Below are 23154 nucleotides of genomic sequence, written 5' to 3'. Positions count from 1 at the left end.
TTTTTGGTGAAATAGGGAATTATCAAGGAAAACGATTGGATTTTCAAATATCCTCAAAACCGACATCAAATCTAATGCTAAAAAAATCAAACTTTCAAAATAGGAGATCAATGATCCAGGTGATTGGCCTGATTATACTTCTACTAAGCTTCAGTAACACCAATGCTCAGTTTTTACATGCCGATGGCACCAGAATTGTAGACGAGTCTGGTCAGGAGGTCATATGGAGAGGGATCGGGTTAGGAGGCTGGATGCTTCAGGAAGGTTACATGCTGCGTACCTCAGGACCCCAGCACGAAATAGAAGAAAAGATTGAAGCGCTCATAGGAGAAGAGCGAACTCAGGAGTTTTACCAGGCCTGGTGGGCCAATCACATGCGAAAAATTGATGTGGATAGTATGGCAAGTTGGGGTTACAACATGATTCGTTTGCCGATGCACTATAAACTATTCACACCACCTATAGAAGAGGAGCCAGAAGCAGGAGAGATCACCTGGCTGGATCGGGGCTTTGAAATGACGGATGCTTTGCTGGAGTGGTGTAAAGCCAATAACATGTATTTGATATTGGACCTGCATGCAGCGCCTGGAGGTCAGGGTGAAAACGCCGACATTAGCGATTATGATTCCTCCAAACCGTCACTATGGGAAAGTGAGGCTAATCAGGAAAAAATGGTCGCGCTTTGGAGGAGGCTGGCAGAACGCTATGCAGATGAGCCAATGTTGGGAGCCTATGACATCATCAATGAACCCAACTGGGGATTTCAGGATCATGAAAATGATCCAAATGGATGTGCGGAATCACAAAACACCCTTTTGTGGGATTTACAGAAACGTGTAACGGAAGCAATACGCGAAGTGGATCAACAACACATCATCGTCATCGAGGGAAACTGCTGGGGTAATAATTACAACGGCTTACCCACACTTTGGGATGACAACCTGGTGATTAGCTATCACAAATACTGGAATCCAAATACTCAAAGTGCGATTCAAGGCATGCTGAACATGCGAAGCGATCGGAATGTACCCATCTGGCTAGGTGAGACCGGTGAAAACTCCAACACGTGGTTTACCAATTGCATTGATTTATTGGAGAGCAATGGGATTGGGTGGTCGTGGTGGCCGCTAAAGAAACTAGGTGGGAATAACCCCCTTCAAATTAAAATGAACCCAGGCTACCAGAAGGTGCTGGATTATTGGGGAGGAAGTGGAGCCAAACCATCAGCTGAAGAGGCTTACACGGCTTTGATGCAGTTGGCTGAGGATCTGAAGCTTGAAAACAACATCTTTCACCCGGATGTAGTAGATGCGAAAATCCGTCAGCCACACTCCAACGATACCAAGCCATTTAAAAATCATCAAATTTCGCCTGATCAGCTAAATGTTATTGCAGCCTCAGACTTTGATTTAGGAAAGGTAGACTATGCCTATTCTGATACAGAGGTGACCAATATCACGACAAGTGCTGGTGGTCAGGCATGGAACCTGGGCTATGCTTACCGCAATGATGGAGTGGATATCGAAGAGACAGAAGATGAAAGCGATTACAGCAACGGATACAATGTGGGTTGGACAGAAGATGGTGAGTGGATGCTGTATACTGTAGAAGTGGACTCATCCGGAGCGTATGACCTGACCATTCGGTATGCCGGGCAAGCTGCAGGTGTGGTTCATTTGGAAATAGATGGTGTAGATGCCACAGGATCTGTAGAGCTGCCAGGTACTGGTGGGTTTCAAAATTGGACCGATTTGGTGGTGAATGAAGTGCCCATTAAAGCAGGAACCCGAAGAATTAAGCTGGTCATTGATCAGGGTGGTTCCAATTTGAGTTACTTCGGTTTTTTTTTAACCAGTGAGCTCAAGGATATTTCGTTTGGGGCAGTATCTGGAGAGACTACAGAAAGTGGAGCCATCGTGCTCAACCTCAATAAGGAATTAGATCAATCAACGGTGACTTCTGACGGGTTTGCACTTTCTGTAAGCGGGGAAGTCGTAGCAATCGATGAGATCTCGGTATTAGGGGATTTCCAGCTACTGCTGAAAACCGCTGCCCTTCTCAAGGATACGGATGAATTGTTGCTGGACTACTCCGGAACTGAAATTTCGGCTGCTGATGGAACCAGCCTGGAGCAGTTTGAATCTCTTGAGATTAGAAATAGCCTACCTTATCACGCGCCCATACCGGGTAAGATTGAAGCTGAGGATTTTGTGGTTAATGAAGGTCTGGTACTTGAAAACACGACCGATCAGGGAGGAGGTCAGAATTTAGGATACACTACAGCAGGAGACTATCTAGAGTACAATGTAGCAGTGGAAGGAACTGGGCAGTACCAACTTGAAGTGCGCATTGCCTGTGAAAGTAACTCTGGTAAACTACGATTTGAACAGCTGGATGATCAGGGTGAGGTAATGAATCAGGTAAGTGTAGATGTACCCGTAACGGGTGGGTGGCAAACCTGGCAAACAGTCAAGACCAATATGCAACTCACAGAAGCACGTGGGATCCTACGTGTCAAAATCGTGGATCCGGAATTTAACCTCAACTGGTTTCGGTTCTCTTTTAATGGAACCGTACTGGAAGAGAATACCAGAGGAGCTCATATTTTTCCCAACCCAGCTAGTGATGAACTAAACATTTACCCGAATATGGATGAAAGTTGGTTGCTGGAATTGTGGTCTATGGATGGTCAACGAGTTTTCGCCCAAGAATCCGTCCATAATGATCGAGTAAGTGTTTCTCATTTACCAGAGGGCTTATACATTTTGAACTTTGTTTCCATGAGCACTGCCTACCAGCAAAAGATCATACTCAAGAGGTGAAATGGCTCTTTTTTCTATGTCTCCTAAGTACTTTTCTTAGGCTTGATGCTCAGAAACGCGGCCTGGGATATGGACATCATACTGGGAGCGATCTTCGAGCCATTTCTTCAGGAGTGAGTTGGTGGTACAACTGGTACCATCTTCCAGATGCCGGCGTGCGTGCCAACTATCAGGATTTTAATGTTCAATTTGTCCCCATGGCATGGAATGGCGCTTTTGATAGAGATGGACTGTATGACTTTCTTACCAATAATCCACAGATAGACTATTTATTGGGGTTCAATGAGCCCAATTTTACCGATCAGGCCAATATGACCCCTTCGGAGGCTGCTGCAGTTTGGCCGGAGCTCGAAGCATTGGCAGATGAGTTCAACTTAAAACTGGTAGGTCCCGCAGTGAATTTCTGTGGTGACTGTGTGTCAGAAAATGGTGTAAATTATTCGGATCCCGTTGAATACCTGGATGCTTTTTTTGACGAATGCGTAGACTGCCGGGTAGATTATATTGCTGTTCATTGGTATGGATGTGGTGGATTGGAATGGTATTTAGATCTTTTTAAGAAATACGATAGACCACTTTGGGTGACGGAAATTGCCTGCTGGGATCAGGAGAATATCAGTCTGGATCAGCAAAAGAGATTCCTGATCGATGCAGTAGAATTGATGGAAAACGATCCGAATGTGTTTCGTTACGCCTGGTTTACTGGAAGAGGTAACGGCCCCCATATTTCCATTCTTGGTTCAACAGGACAGTTAACCGAACTAGGTGAGCTTTATGTGAATATGCCAGTCCATGATACCACCCAATACTTGCAACTGCCGGCTAAAATTGAAGCAGAAAACTATCAAAAAACGGATGGTGCTCAACTAGAACTAACAACTGATACAGATGGACTGATACAATTAAGTCATCTTGACGTTGGTGATTGGGTAGAATATCAGGTAGATGTACAGTCGTCCCGTTCATTCACTTTTGATCTGCGGTATGCAGCTAATAGGTCGGGCAAACTGTCCATCACAGTGGATGACAAATCTACGTTCACTATTGACTTACTATCTACGGGTGGTTGGGGAAAGTGGAGGACCTTGCCATCCGAAATTGAGCTAAGCACAGGTGAGCATGTTATTCGTCTGGAGGTGCTACAATCTGGTTTTAACCTGAACTGGATAGCTATTCTTGAGGAGCGACCTCCTGTTTTGAGCAGTCCTGAGATTGCTGACCTGGCTGTTTACCCTAATCCATCTTCGAAGGCAATCCGCTTAGTTCCAGGTCATTTTGAAGTTAGGAATACACTGGTTATCACAGCCATTGATGGGCGAGAGGTGCTAAGACAGACTGACTGTGAGAGAGCTGACCTGCAGCAAATTGATATCAGTTCGTGGCAACCTGGTATATACATTGCCATCTTTAGTGTGTCTGGTAGCTCCCCGCAGGTGTCCAAGTTTATTCGAACTACCTATTAGAATTAGGTCAATCAATCAAAACTCTCAGCTTTTGTTCGGTGCATGCATCAACCAACCTCTTGGAATAGTACCATTGCCATTTTTCTGACCAATCAAGGTCTCGTGTAGCTTCAAATTATTTCAAATTTGAAGTGCAAAATCATCATTGTTTCAAGGCAAACTGCTTTAGTCACACCGCATGTAGCGTATTCTTTCATCATAAGCTAGTCCAACGCACACTTTCAGGGCTCATATAGTTGATTTCCTGATTGAAATTGTACTATTCTAATATATAAATTAGGTTCTAGGGAAATTTTCAAATGTATTTACTGAATACTTACCGGCCAATATCATCATTTAAGTTATTGAAAAACAGTACCTAATATAAAATGAAGTAGTGATGGCGAGGTGGTTTATTTAGTGAAGTAATCAAAGTGTAGTGATAAATTCAATATCACTAAAGGGAGATTCTATATTTGAGATTATGGAATTTCATAAATGAACCTTGATTCTTTGAGATTCTAACAATTAACCATTCACAATAAACCTACTAAATATGAGATTGAAAATTTTACCCATGTACAAGAGCCTTTTGAAGCTCTTGATGGTATTCGGTCTTTCGATATTCTGGAGTGCATCATATGCCCAGGATATTCGGGTGACAGGCACCGTGACCGATAAGGAGACCGGTGAGGCGCTTCCCGGTGTGACGGTATTAGAGAAAGGTACTTCCAATGGTACGATCACTGATATCAACGGTGATTTTGGGCTAAATGTACCCAATGATCAGACTACTCTAACTTTTTCATTCGTAGGGTTTGCCACACAAGAGGTACCTCTTAATGGACGTACTTCTGTAGATGTGTCTTTGACCATCGATGTGCAATCCCTCGAAGAAGTAGTGGTAGTCGGATATGGAGCTCAAAAGAAGAGTGTGGTTACAGGAGCGATCGCTAGTGTAAAAGGTTCGGATTTAGAATCCCTACCACTCAACAACGTAAGCCAAACACTACAGGGACGTGTATCCGGTGTGACCATCGCCTCCAACAACGGACAACCTGGCGAGGGAGCTACGATTCGAGTAAGAGGGGTTACGACCCTCAACAACAACGACCCACTGTGGGTAGTCGATGGAGTAATCGTGGATAATGGAGGAATTAATTACCTCAACCAGTCAGACATTGAGTCTGTGGAAGTGTTGAAAGATGCTGCTTCACAGGCGATCTATGGTGCCAGAGCGGCATCAGGTGTTATTCTGATTACCACGAAGAAAGGAAAGTCTGGTGGCTTCAATGTGAACTACAATGGGTTCTTTGGCGTATCTGGACCGGCAAGAAAGCTGGACTTATTAAACGCGACAGAATATGCCACCTTGCGGAATGAAGCACGTTTAGCGGATGGTAATGCCCCTCAGTTTTCCAATCCGCAAGCCTATGGAGAAGGTACCGATTGGCAGGACCTGATTTTCAATGATCAGGCCAAGCGTCAAAATCACGAACTGAGCATCAGTGGTGGTAATGATAGAAGCACTTTTTACTTCTCTTATGGTCACTTGGAACAAGAAGGAATTGTCTCCACAGAGATCTCCAAGTATACCCGAGATAACATCCGTCTCAACTCAACTCACAAAATCAAAGAGTGGTTGACGATAGGTGAAAACATTGGTTATGCGCACAACAAATCCATCGGTCTCGGAAACACCAACAGTGAATTTGGAGGTCCTTTGAGTTCTGCGATCAACCTGGATCCCATCACGCCAGCGGTGATCACAGATCCTACGGTGGCTGGAGCTCCACCATACGCCAACAATCCGGTCATGCGTGATGAGAATGGCAATCCATATGGAATTTCTGATATTGTATTGCAGGAGATGACCAATCCATTGGCTTATGCGCAAACCAGATTGGGCAATCATAGCTATGCAGACAATATCATTGGTAATGTGTTTGCTGAGGTGGAGCCCATCGAAGGCTTGAGATTAAGATCTACACTCGGTAGCAAGATAGCTTTCTATGGAGATAGAAATTTTACTCCGTTATTTTTCCTCAGTGCCACCAACCAGAACCTGACCAGTGCCAGAATAAGTGGCGGACTTAATAGACGGTTTGACTGGAACCTGGAAAATACGGTAAGCTATACCAGGTCTCTTAGTGAGCATAACTTTACCGTGCTTTTAGGCCAGGGAGCCTATAAAGACAACAAGGTTTATAGTTTTGGAGTGACTAAAGCGAACATTCCGGTAGACAACTATGATGATGCCTCATTCATCTACAATGTAACACCGGATGACATCACAGCAAGTGCTGGAGAGGGAGTGATCCACACGGTTTCTTCCTTGTTTGCCCGACTCAACTACAACTTTGGAGAGAAATACTTGCTAACAGGAGTTATCCGTAGGGATGGATCTTCACGATTTGGATCAAACAATAAATACGGGTTCTTCCCGTCAGCATCTGCCGGCTGGGTAGCTTCCAGTGAATCCTTCTGGCCATCCAATCAGGTAGTGAACTTCCTGAAAGTAAGAGGTGGATACGGTGTAGTTGGTAACGACAACCTGGGTGACTTTCGCTACTTGTCCACCATTGGCTCAGGAAGAAACTACACCTTCGGTAACACCGACGCATCAGTTGCGGGAAATAGCCCGGATGCTCCGGCAAACCCTGACCTAAGATGGGAACAGACCAGTCAGTTAAACGTCGGTTTTGAGACCACTCTTTTTGACGATTTCAATTTGAATTTCGATTGGTACAAAAAGGTGACCACAGATATCTTGCGAACCAGACCTATACCTAGCTATACAGGCGTAATCGGTAGCCCATATGCCAACATTGGTGACATGGAGAACAAAGGTGTGGAAATCGAGCTGGGTTATAGAAAGCAGCTAGGTGATCTTAACCTGCAGGTATCTGCCAACGCTTCTTATGTTGAGAACAAAGTGACTAATCTTGGTGATGTAGACTTCTACAATACCTCCAGCATTCAAAACATGGGAACCATGGCACGAATGGCCGTGGGCCAACCGATCAATTCTTTTTATGGGTATGAGCGATTAGGTATTTTCCAAACACAAGAGGAAATCGATGCCTATGTGGGCCCTGAAGGTACTCCTGTTCAGCCGAACGCTCAGCCTGGAGACTTCAAGTGGGCTGATCTGGATGGTAATGGAACGATCGACCCGGATGATCGCACGTTCCTAGGGAACCCGATACCAGACTGGTCATATGGCGTGAACATCAATGCTGAATACAAAGGATTTGATCTGTTGATTTTTGGACAAGGAGTTTATGGAAATGAAATTTTCCAGGGACTGAGAAGGTTGGATATCAACGGCGCCAACTATCAGGTAGCCGCCTTGGGCCGATGGACAGGACCGGGTACATCCACGGATTTCCCTCGTCTGACAGACGCTGATCCTAATAAAAACTTCCAAAACCCATCTGATTTCTACATAGAGGATGGCTCATACTTCCGATTGAAAGTGTTGCAGCTTGGTTATTCATTGCCTTCATCCTTGTTAGAAACCATCAAAATGAAGAAAGCAAGAATCTACGTGATGGCTGAAAATCTGCTCACATTCACCGAATACACAGGTTACGATCCTGAAATTGGCGGAGGTTCATTTGGCATAGACCGAGGGATTTACCCACAGGCGCGTTCATTCATGGTGGGTATCAATGTTGGATTTTAAGAATTGATAAAGACAATAATTATGAAAACGAAATATATCAGAATTACGGCCTTGTTCCTGATTGCTGGAATATTTGGCGCCTGCTCTGACGAGTTTGTCAACGTGGAGCCTAAAGGAACAGCTCTTGAGGAAAATTACTATCGCAATGCCGAGGAGGCTTACAATGGATTAATAGCTGCCTATGATCCGGTGGGTTGGGCAAGTTTTGTTCCGAAGACCCCATGCCTCAATGCAGCATCGGATGATTTCATGGCTGGAGGTGGTGGACCTACAGATATCAATGAAATGCAGGTCTGGGACAAGTACACACTTGATCCAGTGGTAGGTCCACAGGGTGACTTCTGGAATAGAAACTATCAAGGAGTTTTCAGGACCAATATTCTCATTCAAAAATTACCTGAAGTAGACATGGATCAAAATCTCAAAAACCGATTCATGGGTGAAGTCAGGTTTCTAAGAGCCTATTACTACTTTGATTTGGTACGCTATTTTGAGCGCTTCCCTGTATTTGAAGAGCCGGTATCAGCTGCAGATATTTTCAATGTAGAGGTCAACGAGCGTTCTGTGGCTTTTGAGTTGATGGAAGCGGACCTGGAATATGCCATCCAGAATCTACCAGCCACCATAGACCTGACCACAGAGGCAGGAAGAGCTACGAAGGGCGCAGCTCATGCGCTATACGGCAAAGTGTTACTGCAGCAAGAAAAGTTTGCATTGGCTGCAGAGCAGTTTGAAGAAGTGAATGGCACCCCTGGAGGAGCCAATGACTATGGATACGCCCTGATCGACAACTATTCTGACCTCTTTCTTTTGAGCAATGAATTCAACTCTGAGTCCATATTTGAGGTAAGTCACAACACCACTTCTCAAGGAGGCTGGGGCTGTGTTGGCTGTACGGAAGGTAATATGATGCCAATCATGGTTGCTCCAAGAGGATACGTGATCAATGATCCTTCGCAGGCACCGACTTTCGTTTCTGGTTGGAGTTTCAATACGGTCACTCAGAGTCTGGTCGATGAATTTGTGCAGGGGGGAGTGTATGACCCACGCTACTCCACTACCATCGCCAATATAGATAGCCTGGAGCAGTTGGGTATCGTGACTTATACTCACGCACATGAAAATACCGGATACTTCCTGGCAAAATTCGCCGGGCGTGAGGAGAACAGGTCAGCAGATGCAACAGTGCCATTCGAGCTTAACTTCGGTACCAACGAATATGAAATACGCCTGGCTGACACCTACTTGCTCGAAGCAGAAGCACTGGTACGAGGCGGTGGTAACGCCACCAGAGCACAGCTCCTACTGGACGCCGTACGCAATAGAGTAGGACTAGGACCAGTTCCGGCCACCTTTGAAAACATCATTCGCGAAAGACGTCTCGAGTTGGCAGGTGAAGGACACCGATGGTTTGATCTGGTCAGATGGGGTATGGCAGCCGACATTCTGGGACCAAGAGGCTATGTAGAAGGTAAGCATGATGCATTGCCTATTCCACAATCAGAGTTGGATTTTGCAGACAGTAAGTTGGAGCAGGATCCTGCCTATTAATTCACCTAAAATCGAAAAGATCAGATGAAAAATATACGCATATTAATGATGATGGGAGCTGTAGCTGTTGTAGTGGCTAGCTGCTTCCCAGAAGATGAGGACTTGTCATTGGGGGGAACACCCCCAACTGCAAGCTTTACCGTAGAGCCAGTATCCAACCAAAACAACACCTATGTACTAACCAACACTACGCCAGATGCTTTCATTACCATGTGGAATACTGGCAATGGATTTAGTAAAGGTGAAGCAGTGGATACCCTGTTTCTGCCAGATGCCGGAGATTATGAAGTACAGATGGTCACTGCATCTAATGGAGGATCTGATACCTCAGATGTAGAAGTGATCAATGTGAGTACAAGTGATCCTGAGGCTGGAAATATTGTCGTGGGAGGAAAAATGGACGATCCTGACGCCTGGACCACATTCACCATTACAGATGGAGTGGCATTTGAGCTGGTAGATGGCAAAATGACCGGAACCGGTGGCGGTTGGGGTCATGCTGGATTCTATCAGGCCATTGAGGTCATTGCCGACAAGGAGTATGCTTTCAATGCCACGGTTTCAGGTAGTGGGGCAACTGACACGTGGTTTGAAGTATACTTCGGCACTTCTCAACCACAACCTGGAAGTGACTATGCAGACGGACCCATCCAGGCTGGCCTAAACACCTGGACCGGATGTGGTAATGGTCAGTTTTCAGGTGGGCTGCTGAATGTAGGCTGTGTAGGAGAACTCATGTCATCTGATGGAAGAGTCACCTTCTCACAGTCTGGTACCATCTATTTGGTAGTCAAATCAGGTGGTGCAGATCTGGGAGCAGACGGTATCTCCATTGACAATATAGAGCTGAGAGGCACCAAGGATTAAGTCCCAACCATCAATCCAGGGTCATCAGGTTACGGCCTGATGACCCTGTTTTACTTATCAATTCAAAGTATACAGGGAGCTGTCCCGAAAAAACTCACTACAAGGATTATGATGAATTATTTGAGAGTGTTTTGCTTAACCATACTTGCTTTTGCCTGTTCTGCTCCGGATAGTCGACTAATGGAGGCATCCATGCTCATCAACACCACACCTAAAGTAGAGGCCATCCTGTCTAAGATGACTCTGGAAGAAAAAGTCGGCCAAATGGCCCAGATTACTCTGGACGTGATCACACAGGGTGAAAATATTTACTCGAGCCATGAACCATTACAGCTTGACATGACGCTGGCTCGAGAAGCGATCTTAAACTATAAGGTTGGGTCTGTCCTGAATACGGCTAATAACAGAGCCCGGTCTGTTGCAAAGTGGCACGAAATCATATCTCAGTTGCAACAGATTGCAGTGAACGAGTCCCGGCTTGGAATTCCGCTTATCTATGGCATAGATGCCATTCATGGGACCACCTATACAGCCGGTGCCACGTTATTTCCCCAACAAATAGCCATGGCTGCCACCTGGAATCCTGAACTGGTCCGGGCTGCGGCGGAGATTACGGCCTATGAAACCAGAGCATCCAATATTCCCTGGAATTTCTCACCTGTGTTAGATCTGGGGAGGGATCCGAGATTTCCTAGAATGTGGGAAACGTTTGGTGAAGATCCTTACCTGGCGAGTATTCTTGGCCGACAGATGATTTTGGGTTACCAGGGAGAAAACAACGACGTATCTAATCGGACACGAGTAGCAGCTACCTTGAAACACTTTTTGGGGTATTCCACTCCCTATTCAGGTAAAGACCGAACACCTGCCTTTATTCCCGAGATAGAGCTGAGAGAACGTCATCTAATTGCATTTAAGCATGCAGTGGATGCGGGGGCCAAGTCTGTCATGATCAACTCAGGGTTGATCAATGGCACGCCTGTTCATGCCAGCAAGGGTATCATCACAGATCTTTTGAAAACCGAACTGGGTTTTGATGGAGTGGTGGTGACTGACTGGAAGGATATAGACAATCTTCACTCCCGTGACCGAATTGCATCTTCGCCGAAAGAGGCGGTCAAGATGGCCATTAATGCTGGTATAGACATGGCCATGATCCCATATGACTACAACTTCTGTACGGCACTGGTGGAGCTGGTCAGAGAGGGAGAAGTACCTATTGCGAGGATAGATGATGCAGTTCGTAGGATTTTGACTATGAAGGATGACCTGGGGTTGTTTGAGCGGCCTGTGGCCGATCCGAAGGAGTATCCGGATTTCGCAAGTGAAAAGTTTGAAAAAAAGGCCTATGAAGCAGCTTCGGAGGCAATCACATTGCTTAAAAATGATGATAATCTGCTACCACTGAAGAGGAACAGTAAACTACTGATCACTGGTCCAAATGCCAACAGTATGCGCTCGCTAAATGGCGGCTGGAGTTATTCCTGGCAGGGTGAGAAAGTGGAAGAATTTGCTTCAGAATATCATACCATTCTGGAGGCCTTGATTGAAAAGGTGGGGTCGCAAAATATCGTTTATGCGCCAGGCGTGTCATATGATGAGCAAGGCAACTATTGGCAGGAAAGAGAAATAGGCATAGAGCAGGCAGCACAAAAGGCGGCTGATGTAGATTATATCCTTCTGTGTCTTGGAGAAAATAGCTATACCGAGAAACCAGGGGACTTGCACGACTTAAAGCTTTCTAATCTTCAGGTCCAATTGGCGGAAGCCATGATTGCGACAGGAAAACCAGTGATATTGGTGCTGAATGAAGGTAGACCAAGATTGATCAAAGACATAGAGCCTCAGTTGAAGGCTATCGTTCAAATTTACCTACCTGGAAACTTTGGAGGAGATGCGCTGGCGGATGCGCTGCTGGGAATAACCAATCCAGGTGGTAAACTGCCTTATACCTACCCGATGTTTGCCAACACACTCGTTACGTACGATCATAAGCCTTCCGAAGAACAAAACAAGATGGAGGGCATGTATGACTATGAATCGGATTTTGCTATTCAATATCCATTCGGTCATGGGCTGAGCTATACCACATTTGAATACAGCGACCTGGAATTATCTGCATACTCTTTTTCTCCAGAGGAAGAATTACAGGTTAGTGTAAAGGTGTCTAACACCGGACAGGTAGCAGGTAAGGAAGTCTCCCAATTGTTCATCTCTGATAAGTATGCCAGCGTTACTCCAGATGTTCAGCGTTTACGAGGTTTTAAGAAAGTGACATTGGATCCGGGTGAATCTACTACCGTCACTTTCGATGTAGACATCAGAGAGCTTGGGTTTGTAGGGAAAGATCTGGATTGGCGTGTGGAAAAGGGAACATATGGATTAGAAATAGGCGGGTTAAGAGCGGATTTTGAAGTAGAAGCCACGCATGTCTATCAGAAAAGTAAACCTGTCCTGTAGCGGATACTGAAGAAATACTGATTGGAAATCATCATGAATAAAATTATCATAACTGTTTTCGTATTATCTCTGGGCACATTGGGAATAGCCCAAAAACAAGGCACAGCTAGCGTATACACCACCGCTGAAAATACCGAGCTCCGGCTCACAAGGGTTGGTGATGTAGCATTTGGTCTTGCTGAGCAGCCTGTGGAGTCGGCCATCAGCATATTCGTAAATCCCAATAAGCAATTTCAGACGCACTTGGGGATAGGTGGCGCCATTACAGATGCTAGTGCAGAAGTGTTTGCAAAGCTCTCATCTACCAATCAACAGAAACTGCTGGAACTTTATTTTGACAAGAAGAATGGGATAGGCTACAACGTAATCAGGACCAACATTCATAGCTGTGATTTTAGTAGCGGTAGCTACACTTATGTATCCAATGAAGACAAAAAACTATCCACTTTTGACATTAGTCATGACCTGGAGTATCGGGTGCCCATGATCCGTCTGGCACAGTCCAGAATTGGAGAGGACTTTATGTTCTATGCCAGTCCATGGAGTCCTCCACCATTCATGAAAACCAACAATCACATGCTACAGGGCGGTAGTCTGAAGCCTGAGTTCTATTCATCCTGGGCGCTGTACTACACCAAATTTATCCAGGCATATGAGAAGCAGGACATACCGGTATGGGGTATTACCGTGCAAAACGAGCCAATGGCCAAACAAACCTGGGAATCCTGTATCTATACCGCAGAAGAAGAGCGGGATTTTGTGAAAAATCACCTTGGCCCTACTATGAAGCAGCAAGGTCTGGGTGATAAAAAGATTGTTGTTTGGGATCATAACCGTGACCTGATTAGTCACCGGGCGATGACCATCTTTGAAGATCCGGAGGCAGCAAAATACATCTGGGGAATAGGTTTTCACTGGTACGAGACCTGGGCGGGAGGACTGCCTATGTTTGACAACCTGTCCAATGTGAAGGAGGCCTATCCGGAAATGAACCTCATTTTCACTGAAGGATGTGCAGAGCGTTTTGATCCGGAAAAGTATCAGTTCTGGCCCAATGCTGAACGTTACGGCCGGTCCATCATTAATGATTTCAACGCAGGTACTGTGGCCTGGACAGATTGGAATATTCTACTGGACGAAAGAGGAGGGCCTAACCATGTTGGCAACTTCTGTTTCGCACCCATTCACGCCGACACTCGAAGCGATGAATTGATCATTACACCGATCTATTATTACCTGGGGCATTTCTCACGATTTATCAGGCCTGGCGCGACCCGTGTGAGTACGGCAGCTAGCAGAAGCCACCTTCTCAGTACGAGTTTTGAAAATGAGGATGGCAGCCTCGTAACCGTAGTGATGAATCAAAGTGATACCGATATAGACTACCAGCTCTACGTGATGGATCAAGCCGTCAGGCTGGCAATTCCGGCACACGGAATTCAAACAATTGTGTATTAAGGTTTAAAAGGAAAGGCCACGAGACCTGAGCGGTTGGTTGGTGGGGTAGAGGAGAAGATGCTTCTCTCAAAGAGAGGCTCTCGCAGTGCCTAAAGACATACTTCTTCATATTAGGGATCAAAGCGGCAGACGGCTGCTTTGGTCCCATCATCACACTCCGTCATGATGAAGTTATTGTTAAACCAAACCAACAAAAATGATGAAAATCAACAACTGGATTTTCAGGACACCACTCGTGTTTCTGAAGCAACACTTGCGCAATTTACTCAGCGCCTTGATCATTTTATTTCTTTTCAACCAGACCGATGCTCAGTCCTGCTGGCTGGAAGCCTCGGGTACACAAATAGTCAACGCTTCTACGGGTCAACCCGTGATTCTCAGGGCCGTAGGTCTGGGAAACTGGGCCTTGCAGGAAGGATACATGCTGAACCCACAAGGCTGCACGGGATGCCCTGGGACGCAGTGGCAGATGAAACTTCAATACCTCAACGAAGGCCAGTCCATGGCGCAGGTAGAAGCCTTTTATCAGCAATGGCGTGACAATTTTATCACCAAAGCAGATATCGATTACATTGCTTCGCTGGGATTTAATAGCGTTCGACTGCCTATGCATTACGAACTGTTTCTTACCGATGCACAGCGCGCAGTGCGCAACAGTGTGATCACTGACATCAACTACGCACACGATACCTACAAAAATTCCCTTCAAACTTGGTACAACAACGATCAGCTGTTCAATGACCCTAATTTGGAAGGGTTTCAGATCATTGATAAACTGCTGGACTGGTGTGAGGCCAATGACATGTATGTGATGCTGGACCTGCATGCTGCTCCCGGTGGGCAGGGTAGTGATAAGAACATAGCGGATATATTTCATGAGAATAACCTCTGGCAGTTCCCTGTATTTCAGGATGTAACAGATCGACTTTGGGATCGTATTTCGGAGCGATATCTCAATGAACCTCGCATTGCATTTTATGAGCTGATCAATGAGCCAAACAATGTGCCCGGCGGAGGACAGGCGATTCATGCACTTTCTCAGCGGCTCATTACCACTATCCGAAACAATGGAGATAACCACATGATCATGGTGCATGGCAATGGCTGGGGAAACAACTATGACTACATGGAGCCATGGACATTCTCACCTAATTGGGGGCTGGTATACAGTGCGCATCGATACTGGATAGATCCGGCAGATGATTGGGTGGCTGATCCGAACCCCAATCAAATCAACAAGATGGCTAATCTGATTGCCTTCAGGGATAACAACAATGTGCCCGTGTGGGTGGGAGAGACTGGTGAAAACAACAATTCATGGCTCAGACAAAACATCGAAAAGCTGGACAATGCTGGCATAGGATGGTGCCACTGGACCTACAAGCGACACGATGTAGGTCAGAATGCGGCTTTGATGCGCATTGGAGGCAATTATCCCACCGACGGAGCCAGTGCTATGTCCACCGTATTGGAGATGATTAAGTTTGAGAACTGCATACCAAATACGAATACTATAGCCACCGTAACTCAGGATTTGCCAGCACCATGGACAAGCGGATGTTCTGGGTCATCCAGTGCCGGATGCACAGGAAGTTTTCAAAGCACTTCCGGCAATATTGAAGCCGAGAGCTTTTGCGAAATGTTGGGTGTGCAAACTGAATCTACTACGGATGTAGGTGGAGGGCAGAATGTTGGATATCTGGATGCGGGTGACTGGATGGCCTATCGGGTGAATATCCCAACTTCTGGACTATACAATGTGACTTATCGGGTGGCGAGTCTCAATGGTGGTGGTTCACTTCAGATCGAATCATTAGGAGGAGGATCTGTGTACGGATCGGTAGATGTGCAAGCTACTGGAGGCTGGCAGTCCTGGACTACAGTATCTCATACAGTTAGCCTAAATGCTGGAGATCAGGACATAGCTTTATCTATTCTCTCGGGTGGGTTCAATCTCAATTGGCTGAATATCACTCCGGTGTCTGGCGGAGCGCCAATTGGACAGACAATCTGGCTTCAGGGCAACAATGGTCTCTATGTGAGTTCCGAAAACGGTCAGTCTCCGATGAATTGCAACAGGCAGTCGGTTGGTGGATGGGAACAGTTTACCGTTGTGGCGGTTGGTTCCGGGCAGATAGCACTTCAAGGCAGCAATGGTCAGTACGTAAACTCCCAGAATGGACAATCTGGCATGACATGCACCAGTCCAGCTGTTTCTGGGTGGGAAGCTTTCTATTGGGAAGACCTTGGGAATAATACGGTGGCTCTACGAGGCTTTGGAGACCAATACGTTTCCTCTGAGAATGGTCAGTCAGCCATGATATGTGACCGGCCGTCTATAGGCGGGTGGGAAGTTTTTACCTGGGGCAATGCTTCCGGTTCGCGACTAGTAGACAATGTACAGGCTGTTGAGGAGGCTGGTGCCCTGGTTTATCCAAATCCTATCTCTCAATCATTTGTGGTTGATCTGACTAGTCTGGGGTTGGAAAAGGCACGGTTGGTTGTGTCCGATTTGTCTGGAAGACAGCTTCTCTCTAAGGAGATAGGTCAGCGAGCAGAAATCCTCAGGCCAGTACGTGCTGAAGAGGGAATTTATCTGATTCGAATAGCTGGAGAAGATACTAACCTCATCAGAAAGGTTATTTTCAAATAGCTTAAAAAAAGGGCTAAGCATTTCGTCTTAGCCCTTTTAGAAACATAATATATGAAGAAGTATTTGATTCAACAGAATACTAAGCCTCAATCAGAGAGTTGGCCATCGCAAAAGCCTCCTCCATGCTTTTGGCCTCCTCAGCGATGTAGCCAGCTGATTTGGCAGTTCTATTGAGTTGCATTTTGGAGATCGGATTATCAGTTACCCGTATGATTCGGCTCACACCAGCTTTAACTACGTGCAATTGAGCTCTCTTTATGTGCTCTGCACCTTCCTGGCTAGCAGGTTTCAGCTTGGCAATATCATTGATGACGATGAATCCTTCTTTCAGCTTGTTTACCTCATTGATTAGGTCATCGGCACCTCTTTTTAACTCGTCATCAGACATAAAACCTTCCAGATGAAGTACTACAAGGTTTCTTTCTACATTGGCTTCAATTCGATACATTTTCTTTTAGGTAGTTTTGTATGACTCAAAATTAGTATCGGTAGACAGGGTATACACTTAAAGATGTATGGACTGGGTAATAACTAGGATCAACCAGAATTTTTGAGATAAAAGGCCAAATACATGATCACCATAAAACTTACATTCAGCTATGCAGCCAATTAAAACAGCCCTTCTTTCTTATGGTATGTCCGGAAAAGTATTCCACGCACCTTTTTTGCATCTTCATGACGGGTTCGAATTGGTTGGCTCGTGGGAACGTTCCAAAAAGCTGATTCAGCAGGATTACTCCTACGTTCAATCCTTTTCTTCTATCGAGGATATTCTGAAGGATTCGTCCATTGAATTGGTGATTGTCAACACACCTACCTACACTCATTACGAATACTGTAAGCAAGTGCTGGAAGCAGGCAAGCATGCAGTGGTAGAAAAGGCATTCGTAGCTACTACCGATGAGGCTGTAGAGCTTCATGAGTTAGCAAAATCTAAGGGATTAAAACTCTGTGTCTTTCAAAATCGCCGATGGGATAGCGACTTCAAAACGGTGAAGCGTGTGCTAGATAGTGGAGTGCTGGGAGAGATTGTAGAAGCGAGGATAGCTTTTGATCGCTGGCGACCAGAGTTGAGCCCTAAGGCGCATAAAGAAAAGCCAAGCCCAGGGGCTGGTATCATCAAGGATCTTGGCGCCCACGTCATTGATCAAGCGCTGACTCTGTTCGGGATGCCTGTGAGTGTGTTGGCAGATGTAGGAATCACACGTGAGCATTCCGAAGTGGATGATTATTTTGACATACTGCTGAAATACGAAAAGACCAGAGTGCATGTGCATGGAGGTTACTTCTTTAAAGAAGAATTGCCAGGGTTTGTGCTCAATGGGACCAGAGGTACTATGCACAAGTCCCGAGCTGATGTGCAGGAAGACCAGTTAAAAGCTGGAATAAAACCTGATAATGAACGATATGGAGTTGAGCCCGACGATGCTAAAGGGTTGTTACATACTGAAGAGGAACGAAAGTATATTCCCACGGAAAGGGGGGATTACATGGATTTTCATCAAGGCGTATATGATGCCATCCGCAATGGGTGTGATGCGCCAGTTTCTTCTGAAGATGGGATCAATGTGATGCGGGTGATAGATGCTGCGTTTGAGAGTGCTGAACAAGGGAAAGTGATCAAGCTTTAGTCTCTGTTTTGCTATCCGGCAATACTATTCCTTCTGGCAACTCCAGGGTGGGGCCATTTTCTTTTTGTCCATGCCAGTCGGAGTAGGTAATGATTTTGCGCTTTCGCTTGCCAGTTCGTAGAATGTAGAGCACCACAAAAATCATGATCCCACCAAATAAATTGGTGAGTAAAAGCATGATCCATGTAGCCTCGTATGTCATAATCATTAGTTTGCTAGAACACAAAAACAGCATGTGCTTCTAAATTGTTCGGTAGACGAATGAATTAAAGACAAAAATCTGGCGATTAGATTTGGCAGATTCAATTGATCCGCTATTTTTGCGATCCAATTCGGCACATATGTGATGGATTGGAATTGAACGCAGCACCAAATAGGTGTGAGATCACATACACAGAGGAGCCCCGATAGCTATCGGGGGAGTGGTCGAAACAGGAATGTTTTAAGATCTTCTGAAAACAAAACGCAGCACCGAATAGGTGTTAGACTACAAATACACAGAGGAGTGGCAGAGTGGACTTGGCGTCCCCGTCGAATGCGGCGGAACCGCCTGAAGGTATAAAAACCTTTAATGTTCACTTCAAGCGAATCTAGTACTACTTAGAGGAGTGGCAGAGTGGTCGAATGCGGCGGTCTTGAAAACCGTTGTACCGCGAGGTACCGGGGGTTCGAATCCCTCCTCCTCTGCTTTCAAGAAGTCAAATCCTACCAAAACCCTTCATATTTAACGTATGAAGGGTTTTTTCTTTTGCATCCTACCCATATTATTCATCTTTTTTCATATCATTGGTTAACAATTGGGTTAACAAGAAAACTGCTAACCGAAAGTGCTTTATTTAGCTTTATTTGAGGTTTTTTGATCGTTTTTGAGTATATTTAATAAGGATTCGAGCCCTCGATCCTTCTCAAAATCATCAAAATAACCGCTTTAAAACCAATGACTATGGCAACTCATTCTTTCAGCATCCTTTTTTGGCTCCTGAATAATCGCGTAAGCAAGAAAACCGGTGAAGCTCCTATTATGGTTCGAATTACCGTGAATGGTAAAAGGGCTGAGATAGCTACCGGTAAGAAAATACTACCAAGCAAGTGGAATGTGAACTCTGGTAGAATGAAGGGAAGCTCAGAGGAGGCTCGGGTATTCAACCGAGCCATAACAAATATGTATATGGCCATCGAGAAAATCTATGATGACCTTAGATCTAAAGATCAGTATGTGTCAGCCCAAGTCATCAAAAGTATCTACCAGGGGAAATCCACTCAGCAGCACTCACTCCTTGAGCTATTCAGGTATCACAATGAACAAATCAAGGCTCAGGTTGGACAAGGATATTCAGAAGGAACTCTAGAAAGATACGAGACAACCAGAAAACACACCGAGGGGTTCATCAACTATCACTATAGAAGGAATGATTATGGACTCAACGAGCTGAAATATGATTTCATTACTGAGTTTGAATTCTATTTGAAATCGGTAAAGAAGATAGGACATAATACCACCATGAAGTACCTGAGAAACTTCAAGAAGATCGTATTGATAGCACTAAAAAATGAATGGATATTGAGAGATCCATTTGCAAAATATCAGATGTCCCTGAAGGAGGTGAAGAAAGATTACCTGACCAAAGAGGAGATACAAGCACTCTACAATCGGGAATTTGAAATGGAGCGCCTGGAGCAGGTTAGAGATATCTTTCTGTTCTGCTGCTATACAGGGTTGGCTTATGCAGATGTGAAGAAATTGACGCCTGACAATATCTCCAAAGGCCTAGATGGGGAATATTGGATATTCGTAGATAGAACAAAGACTGGCAGTTCATCAAATGTGCCATTGCTACCGATTGCCGCAGAGATCATGAACAAATATAAGGAGCATCCAATGACTGTCAACTCGGGGACTCTATTGCCTGTGATCTCCAACCAGAAAATGAATGCTTACCTGAAGGAGATGGCCACGCTCTGCAAGATTAATAAGAATATCACCTTCCATATGGCCAGGCACACATTTGCTACCACGGTGACTTTGTCCAATGGGGTGTCGATTGAAACTGTCAGCTCGATGCTTGGGCACAAGAATTTAAAGACTACTCAAATCTATGCAAAGGTGGTTCAGGAGAAAGTAAGCCAGGATATGCAGAAGCTGAAGAGTGTACTTGGTGACTTAGGAAGCTCAAAGGCAGCTGGCCAATGAGCTGATCCATTATCTTCACCAGTGCCAGGATTCGGCTTGAATCTTAATACCGTCTTCGGCTGGTGTTAGAGGAACTATTAACCGACAAATATGAAATAATAGTTTTGGTCGTTTTAGAAGGTCAATTCCCTGCTTTGATTACCACTTTTTGCTATTATCTGAACCTCACTTCCAAAACTCAAATCCGTGATACCACAGCCCTCTTGCAACTCAATGGTTGTGCCTTGTTTGGACATGCATAAACTTTCAATTTCACAGTATGATTTTGATTTATCACTCGATTCAATTTTTGCTATGCCATTGGGATTTGTTTTAACAATACGCCCATTTGCCTTTATCTCTAATGTTACATCAGTCCCAATAGTGAACTCTATTCTTTTCATGCACTTTACACTTGCATAAATCCTAAACGGATAGGAGTCGCCTTTACTGTAACATAACTCACTACCAACAATTTCACATTCTAAATTCTCCATCTTTGAGAGTGATAGACCTGATTTCAACTGTTCCCATATGTTGTGAAAGCCTTCTAAGTTTTCATATTCAAAATGTATTTGGTTATTCCAGATAACATATTCGCCTCCTATTTCATTAGCAACTTTGTTCCAAATTTGTTCTGCATTATAGTTCCACACGTGCTCTTGAAACGTGCCATCAAAAACTCGAGGTTTGTATGGATTATTTCCTAGTGTTTTTATGAGCAATTCGTTCCATTTGGAAGATTCGTAATCAATAAACACTAAATTTTGAATATCATCAGGATCTTGTCCAAGAACTGTCTCCCCAAGTATTTCAATATAGATCGATTTATCTCTACTCTTTTCGCCTAAAGCAAACAAAACTTCAAATTGAGTTACTGTAGCTTTAATATACTTCTCCACTATGGCTTCCTTCAAACTCATAGCTCCAATACCTTCTATTGTGACTCGTGCATTATCCTGAGGGCTAAGGATAATGTCATATTCAACCTCGTCGGGGATGAGCCTATTTTCATCTTTGCAATATGCTTGAGCGATTAGTTGTGGTTCTGATTGGTCAAGGGTGAATTTGGTAGGGGCAATACCAATACGTTGTAGACTCTGACCACTAATTGATACAGATAATAGCATTACTAAGGAATTTACTATAGTATTCATAGTTTACTCACATTTGAAGGTACGCTCACGGATTATTATTCACCCACATTTCTCCTGTTTCCGGATCTGCTATGATCACAATATTATTCTCCCAGCAAGTACAGTAGGTTTTTGAAGAGATATTAAAGTTGAATGGATTAGTTTCTTCACCATCAAATATCAACTGATCGACAGGGAAAGCTCTTTTCTCCATCGATGGCCAAAGGTTAATTAGCTCTATAACCTCTTTATTCGGATGTCCATAATCAAAAGCAGTTCCTAAGCCTCGCTGACTATGATGTCCTGCACTGATAACGGTGATTTTTGGATCAATCATTTGCAAAAGTGTTGAATCTGTAGCATTGTGAGAACCATGGTGGCCAGCTTGATAAACATCCGATTTGAAGAGCTCAGGATAATCTACATACTGGGCAGCTAAATATTCAATGCCTTTCTCCTGTAGGTCTCCTGTGAATATGAATGATGCTTCGCCATATTCTACTTTAATCACCAGACTATTGTTATTTGGGTTAGAAAAATAACTTGGGTAGAACTTCTCACCATTGACCTCAGTTCGTTCTTTCAATCCAACCTCTCCAGAATAAACTTTGATAACTGGTCCATAGCCATTGCAATCAAATGGATCTATTTCCTGATAATAAAGACCATTAGGTTTATAGTTAATTGCTTCTTGATAGTTTAAATACTTGACTTTCGCTCCTTCACTTCTAGCAAATTTTGGGACGTCTTTGTTTTTGCTCAAGTAATCTTTGGTTGAAACAATAGCTTTCACATTGAAATACTTACCAATTTCATCAAGTGATTCGGTATGATCATTGTGATTATGGGTGATCAATATTGTGCTAATTTCTTTTTTGAGATCTTCTCTTCTCTCAAAGAATTCATTTAAGTAGTTAATTAATCGCTCAGAACTTAATCGCTGATGGGCTTTAGAGCCGATTTGCGCTCCTGCATCTACAAGTATGACACCACATTCAAACTCAACAAGAGTGGCATCTGCCTGACCTATGTTGATATAATGAACCTTAATATTCTGATTGCCAACTTGAGAAATAGAAGGAAAGGCTATTAGTGTCAGTAGATGTATTAGGTAGATCTTTGTCATAAGGAGTTAGAGATCGACTAACCAATTATATGGAGAGTTTCATTTTGTGAGAATCAAATTGCTGATTATCAACAATTTGATCAATACCCCTTTTTAGGTATTTATCACTTGACGGTAGGATTAAATAAAGATGTTTTATTGCACTTTAAT

General features: G+C 44.4%; 14 protein-coding genes and 1 tRNA gene. 11 read left to right on the top strand and 4 right to left on the bottom strand.

Features of this window, described 5'->3' with window-relative positions:
• Positions 1-110: 110 nt before the first annotated feature.
• From ACO067_RS08670 to ACO067_RS08635, 8 genes are all read left to right on the top strand, one after another.
• Positions 111-2822, top strand: coding sequence for a carbohydrate-binding protein (locus ACO067_RS08670; protein WP_421873069.1), 2712 nt, complete (start codon positions 111-113; stop codon positions 2820-2822).
• The gene (locus ACO067_RS08665) at positions 2819-4285 is read left to right on the top strand and encodes a glycosyl hydrolase (protein WP_421873066.1); all 1467 of its coding nucleotides are present in this window, start codon (positions 2819-2821) and stop codon (positions 4283-4285) included. Before ACO067_RS08670 ends, ACO067_RS08665 begins: the two co-directional genes overlap by 4 nt.
• 535 nt (positions 4286-4820) lie before the next feature.
• Positions 4821-7952 (top strand): SusC/RagA family TonB-linked outer membrane protein, encoded by a 3132-nt coding sequence (locus ACO067_RS08660; RefSeq protein WP_421873064.1) that lies wholly within the window; start codon positions 4821-4823, stop codon positions 7950-7952.
• A gap of 21 nt (positions 7953-7973) precedes the next feature.
• Positions 7974-9503 (top strand): RagB/SusD family nutrient uptake outer membrane protein, encoded by a 1530-nt coding sequence (locus tag ACO067_RS08655; protein ID WP_421873061.1) that lies wholly within the window; start codon positions 7974-7976, stop codon positions 9501-9503.
• Between the two features lie 24 nt (positions 9504-9527).
• Positions 9528-10370, top strand: a complete 843-nt coding sequence (locus tag ACO067_RS08650; RefSeq protein WP_421873057.1) for a hypothetical protein — start codon at positions 9528-9530, stop codon at positions 10368-10370.
• Positions 10371-10478: 108 nt separating this feature from the next.
• On the top strand, positions 10479-12830 hold the full coding sequence (locus tag ACO067_RS08645; RefSeq protein WP_421873054.1) for a glycoside hydrolase family 3 N-terminal domain-containing protein: 2352 nt from the start codon (positions 10479-10481) through the stop codon (positions 12828-12830).
• A 33-nt stretch (positions 12831-12863) separates the two neighbouring features.
• The gene (locus ACO067_RS08640; RefSeq protein ID WP_421873052.1) at positions 12864-14288 is read left to right on the top strand and encodes a glycoside hydrolase family 30 protein; all 1425 of its coding nucleotides are present in this window, start codon (positions 12864-12866) and stop codon (positions 14286-14288) included.
• 196 nt (positions 14289-14484) lie between these two features.
• Positions 14485-16941, top strand: coding sequence for a carbohydrate-binding protein (locus ACO067_RS08635; RefSeq protein ID WP_421873050.1), 2457 nt, complete (start codon positions 14485-14487; stop codon positions 16939-16941).
• 79 nt (positions 16942-17020) lie between these two features.
• Here the strand turns inward: ACO067_RS08635 and ACO067_RS08630 are convergent, their stop codons facing one another.
• Positions 17021-17389, bottom strand: a complete 369-nt coding sequence (locus ACO067_RS08630) for a hypothetical protein (protein ID WP_421873048.1) — start codon at positions 17387-17389, stop codon at positions 17021-17023.
• Between the two features lie 151 nt (positions 17390-17540).
• On the opposite strand from ACO067_RS08630, the gene ACO067_RS08625 reads away from it, so the two are divergent.
• Positions 17541-18572 carry a Gfo/Idh/MocA family oxidoreductase gene (locus ACO067_RS08625; RefSeq protein WP_421873045.1) on the top strand — a complete coding sequence of 344 codons (1032 nt, stop codon included), beginning with the start codon at positions 17541-17543 and terminating at the stop codon, positions 18570-18572.
• On the opposite strand, the gene ACO067_RS08620 is transcribed toward ACO067_RS08625, so the two are convergent.
• Positions 18562-18774: a hypothetical protein gene (locus ACO067_RS08620; RefSeq protein ID WP_421873043.1), complete on the bottom strand. Its 213-nt coding sequence runs from the start codon at positions 18772-18774 to the stop codon at positions 18562-18564. The genes ACO067_RS08625 and ACO067_RS08620 overlap by 11 nt on opposite strands.
• Before the next feature lie 400 nt (positions 18775-19174).
• Here ACO067_RS08620 and ACO067_RS08615 point away from each other — a divergent pair.
• Positions 19175-19259 (top strand) — tRNA-Ser (locus tag ACO067_RS08615).
• Positions 19260-19515: 256 nt separating this feature from the next.
• A complete protein-coding gene (locus ACO067_RS08610) occupies positions 19516-20763 on the top strand; it encodes a site-specific integrase (protein ID WP_421873041.1) in 1248 nt (415 codons plus the stop codon).
• Between the two features lie 113 nt (positions 20764-20876).
• Here the strand turns inward: ACO067_RS08610 and ACO067_RS08605 are convergent, their stop codons facing one another.
• Both ACO067_RS08605 and ACO067_RS08600 read right to left on the bottom strand, forming a co-directional pair.
• Entirely contained in the window at positions 20877-21899 is a 1023-nt protein-coding gene (locus ACO067_RS08605; protein ID WP_421873039.1) for a hypothetical protein, read from the bottom strand.
• A 25-nt stretch (positions 21900-21924) separates the two neighbouring features.
• A complete protein-coding gene (locus tag ACO067_RS08600) occupies positions 21925-23004 on the bottom strand; it encodes a ComEC/Rec2 family competence protein (protein ID WP_421873037.1) in 1080 nt (359 codons plus the stop codon).
• Positions 23005-23154: the final 150 nt, after the last annotated feature.

The sequence above is a fragment of the Marinoscillum sp. genome (genome assembly GCF_965229915.1).
Taxonomy (GTDB): Bacteria; Bacteroidota; Bacteroidia; order Cytophagales; family Cyclobacteriaceae; genus Marinoscillum.
Note: the sequence above shows the minus strand (reverse complement) of the source record. Positions and strands in the feature narration are given on the sequence as shown.

Coding starts and splice junctions, on each gene's coding strand:
- ACO067_RS08670 (WP_421873069.1), top strand. CDS start 111: ATGATCCAGGTGATTGGCCTGATTATACTTCTACTAAGCTTCAGTAAC.
- ACO067_RS08660 (WP_421873064.1), top strand. CDS start 4,821: ATGAGATTGAAAATTTTACCCATGTACAAGAGCCTTTTGAAGCTCTTG.
- ACO067_RS08655 (WP_421873061.1), top strand. CDS start 7,974: ATGAAAACGAAATATATCAGAATTACGGCCTTGTTCCTGATTGCTGGA.
- ACO067_RS08650 (WP_421873057.1), top strand. CDS start 9,528: ATGAAAAATATACGCATATTAATGATGATGGGAGCTGTAGCTGTTGTA.
- ACO067_RS08645 (WP_421873054.1), top strand. CDS start 10,479: ATGATGAATTATTTGAGAGTGTTTTGCTTAACCATACTTGCTTTTGCC.
- ACO067_RS08640 (WP_421873052.1), top strand. CDS start 12,864: ATGAATAAAATTATCATAACTGTTTTCGTATTATCTCTGGGCACATTG.
- ACO067_RS08635 (WP_421873050.1), top strand. CDS start 14,485: ATGATGAAAATCAACAACTGGATTTTCAGGACACCACTCGTGTTTCTG.
- ACO067_RS08630 (WP_421873048.1), bottom strand. CDS start 17,389: ATGTATCGAATTGAAGCCAATGTAGAAAGAAACCTTGTAGTACTTCAT.
- ACO067_RS08625 (WP_421873045.1), top strand. CDS start 17,541: ATGCAGCCAATTAAAACAGCCCTTCTTTCTTATGGTATGTCCGGAAAA.
- ACO067_RS08620 (WP_421873043.1), bottom strand. CDS start 18,774: ATGACATACGAGGCTACATGGATCATGCTTTTACTCACCAATTTATTT.
- ACO067_RS08610 (WP_421873041.1), top strand. CDS start 19,516: ATGGCAACTCATTCTTTCAGCATCCTTTTTTGGCTCCTGAATAATCGC.
- ACO067_RS08605 (WP_421873039.1), bottom strand. CDS start 21,899: ATGAATACTATAGTAAATTCCTTAGTAATGCTATTATCTGTATCAATT.
- ACO067_RS08600 (WP_421873037.1), bottom strand. CDS start 23,004: ATGACAAAGATCTACCTAATACATCTACTGACACTAATAGCCTTTCCT.